Genomic DNA, 13,179 nt, shown 5'->3' on the forward strand with positions numbered 1-13,179 from the left:
TTTTACTTACTTTTTATACTGCCGATGATAATACTCTTGATATGCTCCACTGGTTACATTCTCTAACCACTCTTGATTATTCATATACCAATCAATGGTCTTAGCCAATCCTTCTGGAAAGGTTACTGATGGACTCCATCCGAGCTCTTTATTAATCTTGGTTGCATCTATAGCATACCTTAGATCATGTCCTGGTCTATCTGTTACAAAAGTGATTAATCGTTCACTCTCCCCTGCTGTACGACCTAAAACTACATCCATCTGCTTACACAGCTCTTTAACCAAGTCTATATTTTGCCACTCATTAAATCCACCGATATTATAGGTCTCTGCATTCTTTCCTTTATGAAATACATCATCTATGGCTCTGGCGTGATCTAAGACATATAGCCAATCACGGGTGTACTTCCCGTCTCCATAAATAGGTAGAGGTTCCTTATTGATGATATTGTAAATACAAAGTGGAATTAACTTCTCTGGGAAGTGATTAGGCCCATAGTTATTAGAACAATTACTTACAACATAAGGCATTCCGTAGGTCTCTCCATAGGCACGTACAAAGTGATCTGAACTTGCCTTAGAGGCTGAATAAGGTGAATTAGGGTCATAAGATGTCGTTTCGGTAAACAAACCTACTTCGCCTAGTGCGCCATAGACTTCGTCTGTACTGATATGGTAAAAGCGCTTCCCTTCCCAATTGCCTTGCCATAAGGATTTAAATGCTTGTAATAAATTGACTGTGCCTAAGACATTTGTGCGTACAAAAGCAAGCGGATCTGTAATAGAACGATCCACATGAGACTCTGCTGCTAAATGAATCACTGCACTGAATCGCTCCTTTTTAAAAAGCTGTTCTATCGCTTCTTGATTGGTTATGTCTTCTCTTATAAAATGGTAGTTAGGAGCAGCTTCTATATCTCTTAAATTCTCTAGGTTACCTGCATAAGTCAGCGCATCTAAGTTATAGATCTGATAGCCTGGATATTTCTGTACGAAAAGCCTTACTACATGTGATCCTATAAACCCTGCGCCTCCCGTAATAAGTATTTTATTCATGCTCCTTGTTTTTTTATTTACTCTGTACGAAGATACTGAACTTTATATATTGTCTACAAGATATAAATGCATTGTAAATATGTGTGGCACGGATTGTAACCCGTACCATGTTCTATAAAACATTAACTCTGACACGCAAACTATTTGTGTCTCTGCTGTTAAACAAATACACGTTGTCGGGCGTATAATAACCGTACGATTTACAAATCCGCGCGAACGGGTTGGGCATGATGTACATACCTACTACCCTAGGCAAAAATTCGGTAATTCCTAATTCCCCGAAGGGAAAAACTATCCCCTTCCAATTGTATATACTTCAAATCCTATATCTTCTAACGTTTGACGGTCTAATATATTACGCCCATCGAATATAAAAGCTGGTTTTTGCATATTATCATAGATGCGTTGCCAATCGTACATCTTGAACTCATCCCATTCTGTCAGTACTGCGATACCATGTGCTCCTTCTAGGGCAGTATAGGGTTCTGTATGTACTATAAGGTGTTTTTTATTTGTTTCTAATTCACGAGTGGCTAAGTAATCTAAATCAGATAACATCTGTTGTTCTGTTACTTTAGGGTCATATACATGAATCTGTGCTTCTTCTTCGATTAACTCATTAGCTACATAAATAGCGGCTGATTCTCTAGTATCATTAGTGTCTTTCTTGAATGCCCAACCTAAGAAAGCTATTTTCTTATCGTTAACTGTATTGAATAAAGTTGTCACGATATTCTCTGCAAAACGACGCTTTTGGTGGTCATTCATAATGATTACTTGTTCCCAATAGTCTGCTACTGCCTCTAAACCATAAGACTTAGCGATATACACTAAATTCAAAATATCTTTCTGAAAACAAGATCCTCCAAAACCTACAGAAGCTTTTAAGAACTTATTGCCAATACGGCTATCTGTACCAATGGCTCTAGATACTTCGGCTACATCTGCTCCCGATACTTCACATAGTTCTGAAATCGCATTGATAGAAGACACGCGTTGTGCTAAAAAGGCATTGGCAGTTAATTTAGAAAGCTCTGATGACCATACATTGGTACGCAAAATACGCTCTTGAGGTACCCATGCTTCATAAATAGACGCTAACGCTTCGATAGCTTCTCTTCCTCTCGGAGTTTCTGCTCCACCGATCAATACGCGATCAGGATTCATTAGGTCCTCAATAGCTGTACCTTCTGCTAAAAACTCAGGATTAGAGAGTATTTCAAACTCTACTCCATTACCTGTTTGATCAAGGATTCGCTTAATTGCTTGTGCTGTACGCACAGGAAGTGTAGACTTTTCTACAACTATTTTGTCTGTCTTGGCTACTTGAGCAATTTGTCTTGCACATAATTCAATATACTTTAAATCAGCTGCCATTCCTTTTCCTTTACCATAGGTTTTAGTTGGGGTATTCACAGAGATAAAAATCATGTCAGCTTCATCTATGGCTTTCTCTACATTGGTATCAAAAAACAGATTTCGCCCACGAGCTTCTGCTACTACTGCATCTAAACCTGGTTCATAAATAGGTAATTTGCTCAAATCTTCATCATTCCACGCTTTGATACGTGCTTGATTTAAATCAACTACTGTAATTTTGATATGTGGATTTTTTTGTGCTATAACTGCCATGGTAGGTCCTCCTACGTATCCTGCCCCTACGCAACAAATCTTTTGTATGTTTTTCATATATGCTAAAGAAAGTAAATTAATACTTTATCATTTAATTACACATTAGCCAAATACTACAAAGTAATTCTACTTCTTCGCTCTTTCATTAGTAATATAACCATATTATGGTATGCTAAAAACACTAATGTAGACCTATCGGGTATCATTACTTTTCGTTTATATGTCTACTGCATAATCTGGGTTTGATCTTATCTATGGTATTCTTGTTTTAAAAAAGAATATACTATAGGGTAAAGTTAGTTATTTACCTGCTATTGACAACAGGTATTTTTTATTTATAAATTTTATGTGTGGTATGGATTTGATGCAAGATGTTGCCTCTAGTACCAAATAGATATAGGTTGTCAGGCGTATAATAACCGCACTAATTACAAATCCGCACGAACTTGTATATATGCTGTAGCAAACAAAATTCCTAATTCTTAATTCCTTGAAGGGAAAAGTCGCTTTCTTCTTCTAATATCACTTTATAAATTAGGTAAGCTTCTTGATATTGATTTCTACGGGTTAAGAACTTAGCTTGCTCTAATAGTTTTTCTCTTTCTGTATGCACTCTAGAGCGGTAATTTGTTGCTTTTTGGCTAATGGTTCTATCTTGAAGGTAAAAGCCTGCTACATTTACAGTAAGTTCTTCTCTTACATAGATATATTCAAATTCATTTAGATACGTTGTAGCTAAAGAATATTTCTTCTCTTCAAGATACCCGTTGACCTTATCTAATAACACATAAGGATATGATGCGTGATAAGCCGTAGCTAGATCATATGGCCTGTAAGTATTACTGTATTTTTCTGTTCTAAAGATAAGGTGATTCGGAAATAGATCTTCTCTCTGCGTGTATACTTTAGTCAAATAGTTTGCAAACTTTTTGGCTAGTTCTTTGGGTAAATCTGATACTCTTTTTTGTACCTTACTTTTGCTATAAGGAAGTGAACAGGTTCCTAATATATCCGATTGACAATAATAATCGAAGTGGTACATATAGCGTTTTCCATTGTAAAGAACGATATAAGTAAGGGGCATTTGACTACCAAAATAGGGCCTACAGTAAAAAACAGGAATAAAAACCGCCTGAATATCGTCGTGTTCTTCAAACCAAATTCCCTCGTCATAAAACATCAGCATTTGGTTATCCGCAAGGCGTTCTCCGTACTTTACACTTACTTTATTCTCTTCGTTAACCAGCTCTATAGAGATAATAGATTCGTATCCATTTTTAGCAAAAATCCCCTTGCTATCGTAGTTATTACAGGTCGCACCTACTTTTATATACAGGCTATTCTCTCCATTGAGGTCACGCCAAAGTTTCACTACACTCACCTGATCTTCATCTACTTGCTGCCCCCATACCAAAGAGCTCATCAATACACAACAACAAATAAACCATCGTCTTACTAAGTCGTTATGCTGCTGTACTATTGTTAACCAAGATATTGTTTTCATTCAAGTGATTTCTACTGATTCTATATGTTCTTCCAAATTTACTATTCTTCCTCAATATTGCTAACGCCTTTTTACTAAAAAGCGTATTTTCATTCTTAAACTAACATCTTATTTGAATTGTTATTTCTCTTATTCGAAATAAATACTTCATTATTCGATTATTAGTTATACCTTTGTACCTGTATTATTAGTTAATAGATTTCTGCCTTAGTTATTCTAAAATTAAATAGTTTTAAAAAACCTCGTTTAATTTTACTTCCTTGGTCTTTACTTTATTTAACTCTTGATTCTTTTACAATTTCAATAGAAAGTAAAAGATGTTTCCCTGCTTATGCTCTTAGAAGCTTTATTGCAAAAACAAAAGACCACTTACCTACGAAATATGAGTTTCTGATGCATAATAGAAAAACAAGTTCACTAGGATAGATAATACCAAAAGACTTTAAGACCCCAATAGTTTTAAAGCATATAAAGATAAAAGAATAAGTACAGGCAATAATAAATGAACTTTAAAGATTTAGCATTAACACAAGAGATACAAACAGCATTAACTAAAATAGGTTATTCTACAGCTACTGAAATACAACAAAAAGCAATCCCTCCTATTTTGGAAGGAAAAGATGTAATCGGTACTGCTCAAACAGGTACAGGTAAAACTGCTGCTTTTGCTATTCCTATTTTACAAAAACTGCACTCTACTCCTAAATCGACAAAAGGTATAAGAGCCTTAATTTTAGTTCCTACAAGAGAATTAGCAATACAGGTAAAAGATAGTTTTTTAAACTATAGTATTGAGCTTGCTCTTAAAACAGTAACTTTATTCGGTGGTGTACCTCTTCCTCCTCAAGTAAGAGCCTTAAAACAACATCCCGAAATTATCGTGGCTACTCCTGGTCGACTATTGGATCTAATCAATCAGAAAATAGTAAAGCTTTCTAATCTAGAGATATTAGTACTAGATGAGGCTGATCAGATGCTTGATATGGGATTTATACACGATCTTAAAAAAATTCTTAAATTTGTTCCTACTAAAAGACAATCTCTGTTCTTCTCAGCTACAATGCCTAAAGAAATAGAGCAATTCGCTAGAACGATGGTCTACAAACCTGTAAAAATAGAAGTAGCTGCACAAGTAATCACAGCAACAACTATCAAACAGCAAGTGTATTATACAGAGAAGAAAGATAAGAAAGCGTTATTACACACTATCTTAAAGGAGAATACGGAGTCTACTCTTGTATTTACAAGAACGAAATACGAGGCTAATAACCTAGTTAAATACCTTCAAAAGGTCAATATGGTGGCCATGGCTATCCATGGAAATAAATCTCAAAGTGCTCGTGTTAAAGCATTAGATGATTTTAAAAATAAGAAAATCAATATCCTTATTGCAACAGATATTGCTGCAAGAGGAATAGATATAAGCAAACTTCCCTTTGTGATCAACTATGATATACCAGATAAACCAGAGACTTACGTTCATCGTATCGGTCGTACTGGACGAGCTGGAATACAAGGGGTTGCCATGTGTTTTTGTACACCTGAACAACGAAAAGAGCTGAAGGATATTCAGCGATTTACAGGTATCAAAATGCAGGTAAAACAAGAAATTTAATATTAACTTAAAAACGCAATAAATATGGCTGATTCTTTTTCGAAAAAAGAGAAAAATAAAAAGAAAGCACAGAAAAGACAAGAGAAAGCATTAAAGAGAGAGGATCGTAAAATAAACAACAACAAGGGGAAAGACCTTGAAGATATGTTGGTTTATGTAGACTACAATGGTAATCTAACAGACGTTCCGCCAGAAGAGCAAGACATCGAAGCAGCTAAAAGGGAACTTGAAGAGCGCTTAGCGGCAGCTTCTGCTCCAGATACTGAATGCACTGGAATAGTGACTTATTTTAGCAGTAAAGGTTTCGGGTTTATAACTGAAGATGATTCAAAAGAAAACATCTTTGTACACAGTAGTCAGTCTAATCAGCCATTACAGCAAGGTGATAAAGTTACCTTCAAAAAAGAAAGAACTCCAAGAGGCCTAAGTGCCGTTGAAGTAAATAAAATTTAAATACTTAATATTATGCAAGAAGGAACAGTAAAATTCTTCAACGAAACTAAAGGTTTCGGTTTCATTACTCCAAATGATGGAGGACAAGACATTTTCGTACACACAACTGGTTTAAACGAGAGAATTCGTGAGAACGATGCAGTAGTTTATGAAGTTGAAAAAGGTAAAAAAGGATTAAACGCTGTTAACGTAAGAAGAGCTTAATTCTTTTTTAATAGGTACGAATATTTTAATGTTCCTACTTATTAGATAAACTAAAAAAGGCTAAACAAAATATTTTGTTTAGCCTTTTTTGTATTGGTTGTATATATCCATCACAAATCATATATTTTCACACATATGTGTAGATCCCTACCCTTATATCCTGATTGACACCTGTTATTGCACATCTACAATCTGTTATGGTTAACTCATTAATTTTTAATTAAACAAAGCGCTATGTGTACTCTAAACAAATAACTGCTTTTTTAAGTTCTTTATTATAAAATAGATATACACTATCTGCTCCATACTGCTGGAATAAATATCCTGTAAAACGTCCTATATAGGTAAAGATATTCCCCTTTGTATCATAAGGCAAATTTGTAAGATTAGTAGAATCTTCAAATCGCATTGCTTCCTCAAAGGTAATCTCACATTCCTTTAAACAATCTTTATCCTGCTTGCTCTGAAACTGAATATCGTCTAATATACCTGCTATCTCAGGGTATTGAATGTACTCTAGGTTATCCTCTACTCCTTTTTCTAGACTTTCCATAGTTTCAATCTTGGTCGAGTAGTTACCTATTGTCATCGGATAGATCTTATTGTGCTTGTGATAATACGCTTTAGCAAGCTCATAAGTCTTCGTATTTAGCTTATACGCTCCTATAACACTATCATGATCCGATTCATTAGCTTCCTTTTCAAAACGATCTAAAAGACTCTCCACAAGTCCTTGATCAGAATCAAATGCAGTAAAATAAGCATGTTTACTCTTTAGTTTATTTCTATAATCAGGCGACGTGGTTGATTCAAACTGTACTAACCACTCTTCTAAGGCCTCTGATGTCTGCATATTAGCTCTATTAGTCCTGTATTTTGCTACCATTTCTTGATTTTGAGAAGTAGTCCCCTCTTTAATCATCTTTTCGTAGATAAAATACCCCCAATCTCCTGTAAAACGATACTTATCTCCCACTACATCAAAGCCTATCATATCTTCCTTACAATACTCTGAATGATACGTCTTTGTTTCTTGTCCTACGCATCCATCATAAATCTCTTTTACAGAGACAAAGTGTAACCATTGGTCTTGATCTGGGTATATACATTTTAAATTAATAGAACAAATCGGTAAAAAATGTTTGCTGCACTGTGAAAGATCTCCTTCAAATACTTGATCGTACTTAGGAAAATACTTTATAAATTGAGGTTCTATTATCATGGTGACCTATCTATGTTTAGTTTGTTTTACTTTAAAAATTACTTCCGTACCTATATTTATTTTAGTAAACACATGGAGTTCTGAGCCTAATGCTACTGCTCTTTCTTTCATATTCTGAATACCTATTCCTCCTCTAGGAGCCTTCATATCAAAACCAATTCCATTATCCTTTATCCGAACAGTTATTCCTTCTTTACCCCCTTTAAAGCTTACGGTACAAAGTGAAGCTTTTGAATATTTATTAACATTGTGAATAGCCTCTCTAATAATAAAATAAGTATGGACTCTCTCCATAGCAGTTAGCTCTTCTAAATAGTCAGAATCACTACATTCTAAATTAAATATAGTATCCCATTGATTTTTTTGAAGTGATGTTAGATCTTCTATCAAACTTATAAATTTAGTTTCGCTAAACAATTCATTATTTATCAACGAGTGTGACAGCCCTCTGGTTGATTTCTCTAAATTTTCTAATTCAGTAATCAAAGTATTCTTTAGACTTTCATTTTCTGTTTGTAACTGTTGAAGATTAAAACGAATTGTAAAAATACCATTTACTATTCCATCGTGAAGGTCTTTAGCAATTCTATTTGTAATTGATTGTTTCACTTCAGTAGCAATTGTACTTTTCTCTAAAATCAATTGATAAATACTTTCATTCGCTTCTTTTTGTTCTGTTATAAAGTTTAATTCTCTATTTTTATTTCTCAGTCTGTAAATAAATACTCCAGCAGAAAGTCCTAAAATAATAATTAGACTAGTTACTACAACCAACAAAACCGCATTTCTAAGTTCATTATTTTCGGTTTCCACCCTCTCTGTTTCATACGCTATTCTAGCGAAACGGTTACGAGTTGTATAGTCTTGTTCTTCTAAAGCCTTATTAAGCTCAATAATTTGCTTTACTTGGTTTTTATTCTCGTATTCTTGATGTGATAGCAAAAACTCTAATGCTGTACGCTGAGCCACCTTTATATCTCTTTCTTTTGATAGTTGATAAGATTTTTCCGCCCATTCAAAAGCTTTTACACTATCATGGATAGTAATATACAATTCTGCCGCGCTCATAGCCATTTCATTTGCTGCAAAATAATTGCTAATTTCTAATGAACGGGTATAAGTATCTTCGATTATAGCGATCTGTTTCCTCTCTTTACTTCCAATTTGTTTATTGTGTTTTACTGCAAGCATAAGATCAGATTTGACAACATTAACTTCCAAAAAACTTAAGATAATTGGTGTTGTTTCTGCCCACTTATACACTCCCCCTAGTGATGCATAATCAGACGCTTCCTTATAATCTTTTCTGAAATAAGCCACTTCAGACAAATTATAATACAGCATCATTAGAGCATCTGACAGTTTACCACGATCTAGTATTTTATTCTTATTAAGTTCCTTTTTCATCATGGCCAAAGCAGTAAGCAAGTAATTCTTAGCTGCTAAATAATCTTGGCGTTCAAGTAAACACAAAGCCATCAGCTGATTTGCTTCAAAGGGTATTGGATTAAGAGGATACCTCTCAAGGATACGCAAGGCATTAGCCACCTTAACTTCACTTTCCATCACCAAACCTTTTTCAAACAGCAATCGAGCCTGATAAAACTCCATTTCACCTATTTTCATAGAATCCCCTAATACCTTATAGACATTTTCTGCTTTAATATAATAATAATAAGTACTATCCATAATTCCCAAATCATGATAATACATTCCAATATTATTATAGACATTAGCTAAAGCATATTGATCAGATTTATCTTTAGCGTATCTTATGGCTCTTCCACTAAGTTTATGAAAAGAAATAGAATCACGTGTCCACCTAAGTTGATTCAGGACACTATCTATAAAAACACGATTATCGGCACTATTTTTTAAGCTTAAAGCCTTCTTTACACTAGGCTTCAAAGTTTCAGCTAAGCTATCCTTGTAATCGTTACTATACCACACAGCATATAACTGATCATAATCTGTTCCTTCTAATATCTTAGACCGATTACAATTCACTAATAACAATGCAAGTACAACAAATAGAAAATTAATTTGGCGAAGTTTTTTCATATCAGTTTGTATCAATACATCACAAATGTAAACAATGAAATTTAAAATTCTACCATTATTCACATAATGCAAACTTACATTCTATAAAATTAACTAATTAGAGACATCATATTATAACACTAATTCTTAGAAAGTTGCACTCTAACATACTCCAAGCCTTTCTAACTGATTAGACTCGCTTTTTAAAAAATACAATAAAAAATGTGATAAACTTTAGAAAACAAGAATACTTACAATGAAGTATATATATAAAAATACTCCCTAATCAGAATTGGAAGCCTGACTAGGGAGCGAGTTATCAAATAACAGATTTTGATAACGGTGCAATATTACTACCTTTTGAGTAAATACACAATGTTTTTATGCTATTTTTTATAAAAACTGACATAAAATAGCTGATAAAACAATAGAAAACTCATTAACAGACACTTATATTATAATTTCACAAACCAAGATAGGGTATATAAAAAAAATGCTCCTTAATCAGAATTGGAAGCCTGACTAAGGAGCGAGTCATCAAATAACAGATTTTGATAACAGTGCAATATTACTACTTTTCCAGTAAATACAAGCAATTGAGCGCATTTTTTTTTCAAAAAAAACAACACTTATATAAAACACTTATAACGAATGTTTTAAAAACACAAAAAGAGCTTTAATCTAACGGTTAAAGCTCTTTTTGTGTATTAAGAATACCCCTTTTACTATTTATTTAGATTTTCAAACGTCTAATACACATTATTATGATGTAAAACCTAACTGGATTAAGCTATCTTGTTGTACTAATTCTCCGTTGCTTTTATAGACACTAGTGGTATCTGTAGCCTTGTCTAATACTTCATAGAAGTCAAGTTTACCTTCTTTGTAAAAATAAAAGTATTCATCCTCTTCTCCAATGCATGTCTTATCTGTCAATACACCATCTTGATAAGTTAAAGAGCATCTATATCCTTTCTCGACAAAAAACTCTTCTGTTAGCACTCCTTTATTATTGAAAAACTGTGTACGCTCATTTAAGATATCTTTTATCCTCTGTATATGTCCATTGTGATAATACACTTTATGTGTTTGGTTAATATTATTTTCTATACTCTCAATAGATTCATCCTCATAATAACTATAAAAAATAGTATTTTTATCTATCTCTAAATCAAAATGGACAACTTGTTTAGTTACTAATCTGCCCAACTTAAATCCTTCTACAGTAAAGATTCTGTCCTCTAAATAAAATCTTGAAATCACTACTTCTTGTTCCTTTACACATCCTTTCACTGCTACTCCTTTGATAAAGGTCAAATCAAATATACTCTTATTTACTTTACTTCTGAGTTTACATTCCCCATCTAACAAGCCTAAGTCCCCAACACAAAACTCTCCGTAAAAAAAACTATTATCTATAATGTATCCTCCTTTATCTAAAACTACTTGTTCTTTCTGGATTGCCTTATCATAACACTCACACAATTCCTGTTGGGTATAGTTTTTACACTCTTCTGAATGGATTTTTTGGTAAAGATCATAATTAACTAAACGTTGAACTATAATTTCTGATCCACAGTATACTTCATCTATATCAAAGAAGTATGACTGATCTAAAGTTATATATTGCTGTAGGTTTTTATTCATAATGATAATAAAACAATAAAATTAACAAATTGTTTTATGTCGTATTTTTGTGATTTACTCGTCTTCTTTTCTATCTGTCTTATCAATTCACTAGTAATAAAGACGATTAATATATTAACAAAACTAAACCATTTTCTTAAATAAATAACTTTTAAACATAATAGTTATTTAAAAGTATAATCATTTTCGCTCTTACTCTATTTATTTTAATTCTATGTGAATATTTATCCCTATACAAGATAAGTCTGTATTGGTGATACACAAACTGTTGTAGGGTTTTAAGACCACTGAAATAATTATAGAATAAAATTATTAATAGTATTTAACTAATGTTGATTTTAGGTCTAAATTAGCTTCACTAATTTTTATTTCCTCCATTCACCTTCTTATCTAGTCCATTCCAAATAGTAAAAAGAAGAATCAACAAAATAGCATAACTCCCTAACCAAGAAAGAACAGGAGACTGAAGAAAAAAATAAAATAATACTGCAATCAAAAATACTAAAGGATATAGCATCACAAGTACACAGAATGATTTAGAAACAATATTGTTCCAATAATACATTCCTTTTAGTTCTTTTGGTCTTGGTGAAGCCAACGACATCAAAGAGGGAATAAACATCACTAGGCTCCCTAAAAATACAAGACTGACTACAATCCACAATACTATTTCCATACAAATACTTCTTTTATGACACAAACTTACAAGAACAATAACAATGTTGCCCCATCACTTGAGTGATTTTTTACAATACTACTTAAACTAAAGAACCTCATGAACTAAAAAAGCCCCCTTTTCAGGGAGCTTTTTAGGCTAATACTGTTGTTTTAGATCCAACAGTGGGGATCGGTCGAAAAAAAAAATGTTTTGTTGTTGAACATTATTATTAATAATAGTTATAACAGACAAGAGCTAACTTAAAGCTCTATAACGATAAACTCGCTACGTCTATTTAACTGATGTTCCTCTACGCTGCATGGTACTCCATTACTACATTTATTCTGTAGCTGTGTCTCTCCATATCCTTGTCCTGTAATTCTACTTCTCTCAATGCCTTGATTCACCATCCACTCTACTGTAGACTTTGCTCTGCGATTAGATAACTTAAGATTGTAGTTATCATTTCCTCTACTGTCAGTATGTGAGCGAACATCTATCTTCATGGTTGGGTATTCTTTTAATACCTCTACTACTTTGATTAGCTCTGCTGCTGCATCTGGGCGAATATTAGATTTGTCAAAGTCGAAGTAAATAGGATTTAGTTTAAGTTTCTTAAATAAATCATCGTTCACTGTCACAGGTTCTAAAGTCTTCTCTAATCCGATATCTACTCGTTTTACTCCTTGCTGACGTTCTACGATAAATACAACCTCTACTGTATTATACTCCTGTTTCTCAGCTTTAATACGGTATTTCCCTCCACAATCTAATAAATTAGAAAGATAATATCCTTTTGCATCGGTGATAATTGTATCTGTATGCTGATAAAGAGCATCTGATAAAATCACTCTAGCATTAACTAACGGCTCTTTAGTCAACTTGTCATACACTATTCCTTCAAGGGCTTGCTTACAAGGTTTTTCTTTAAAGAAATAGATATCATCTCCGCCACTAGCCCCTGGTCTATTAGAACTTACAAATCCTTTATGTGACTTACTATCGATATACAAACCAAAATCGTCAAATGGACTGTTAATTGGCGTTCCCATATTGGCAACCTGACCAATACTTCCATCTACATTAATCTTAGCCACAAACATATCTAATCCTCCTAATCCAGGATGACCATCTGATGCAAAAAACAA

At 33.4% G+C, this 13,179-nt stretch carries 11 protein-coding genes; 3 read left to right on the top strand and 8 right to left on the bottom strand.

Translation table 11 applies throughout. The features are described 5' to 3' along the window. Positions 1-6 precede the first annotated feature (6 nt). The 3 genes from rfbB to HX049_RS16265 form a co-directional block, all read right to left on the bottom strand. Positions 7-1,056 (bottom strand): dTDP-glucose 4,6-dehydratase, encoded by a 1,050-nt coding sequence (gene rfbB / locus HX049_RS16255; RefSeq protein WP_286417183.1) that lies wholly within the window; start codon positions 1,054-1,056, stop codon positions 7-9. Between the two features lie 291 nt (positions 1,057-1,347). After that, positions 1,348-2,745 carry a UDP-glucose 6-dehydrogenase gene (locus tag HX049_RS16260; RefSeq protein WP_286417185.1) on the bottom strand — a complete coding sequence of 466 codons (1,398 nt, stop codon included), beginning with the start codon at positions 2,743-2,745 and terminating at the stop codon, positions 1,348-1,350. Between the two features lie 418 nt (positions 2,746-3,163). Next, positions 3,164-4,192, bottom strand: a complete 1,029-nt coding sequence (locus tag HX049_RS16265; protein ID WP_286417186.1) for a hypothetical protein — start codon at positions 4,190-4,192, stop codon at positions 3,164-3,166. A 502-nt stretch (positions 4,193-4,694) separates the two neighbouring features. Between HX049_RS16265 and HX049_RS16270 the strand changes: the two genes are divergently transcribed. Genes HX049_RS16270 through HX049_RS16280 form a run of 3 tightly spaced genes read left to right on the top strand, consistent with a single transcriptional unit; the run spans position 4,695 to position 6,464 of the window. Beyond that, on the top strand, positions 4,695-5,807 hold the full coding sequence (locus tag HX049_RS16270) for a DEAD/DEAH box helicase (RefSeq protein WP_286417189.1): 1,113 nt from the start codon (positions 4,695-4,697) through the stop codon (positions 5,805-5,807). Between the two features lie 24 nt (positions 5,808-5,831). Next, on the top strand, positions 5,832-6,260 hold the full coding sequence (locus tag HX049_RS16275; RefSeq protein ID WP_286417191.1) for a cold-shock protein: 429 nt from the start codon (positions 5,832-5,834) through the stop codon (positions 6,258-6,260). 12 nt (positions 6,261-6,272) lie between these two features. Further along, positions 6,273-6,464, top strand: a complete 192-nt coding sequence (locus tag HX049_RS16280) for a cold-shock protein (RefSeq protein ID WP_039329918.1) — start codon at positions 6,273-6,275, stop codon at positions 6,462-6,464. A gap of 232 nt (positions 6,465-6,696) precedes the next feature. Here the strand turns inward: HX049_RS16280 and HX049_RS16285 are convergent, their stop codons facing one another. The 5 genes from HX049_RS16285 to HX049_RS16305 form a co-directional block, all read right to left on the bottom strand. Next, positions 6,697-7,686 (bottom strand): hypothetical protein, encoded by a 990-nt coding sequence (locus HX049_RS16285; RefSeq protein WP_286417194.1) that lies wholly within the window; start codon positions 7,684-7,686, stop codon positions 6,697-6,699. Positions 7,687-7,692: 6 nt separating this feature from the next. After that, the gene (locus HX049_RS16290; RefSeq protein WP_286417195.1) at positions 7,693-9,747 is read right to left on the bottom strand and encodes a sensor histidine kinase; all 2,055 of its coding nucleotides are present in this window, start codon (positions 9,745-9,747) and stop codon (positions 7,693-7,695) included. A 741-nt stretch (positions 9,748-10,488) separates the two neighbouring features. After that, positions 10,489-11,373: a hypothetical protein gene (locus HX049_RS16295; protein ID WP_286417198.1), complete on the bottom strand. Its 885-nt coding sequence runs from the start codon at positions 11,371-11,373 to the stop codon at positions 10,489-10,491. A gap of 358 nt (positions 11,374-11,731) precedes the next feature. Then, positions 11,732-12,049, bottom strand: a complete 318-nt coding sequence (locus HX049_RS16300) for a hypothetical protein (protein WP_286417200.1) — start codon at positions 12,047-12,049, stop codon at positions 11,732-11,734. A 242-nt stretch (positions 12,050-12,291) separates the two neighbouring features. Further along, positions 12,292-13,179, bottom strand: an 888-nt coding sequence (locus HX049_RS16305; protein WP_286417203.1) for an OmpA family protein, incomplete at its 5' end; no start/stop codon positions are given.

This window comes from Myroides odoratimimus (assembly GCF_030326305.1).
In the GTDB taxonomy this organism is placed as follows: Bacteria; Bacteroidota; Bacteroidia; order Flavobacteriales; family Flavobacteriaceae; genus Flavobacterium; species Flavobacterium odoratimimum_A.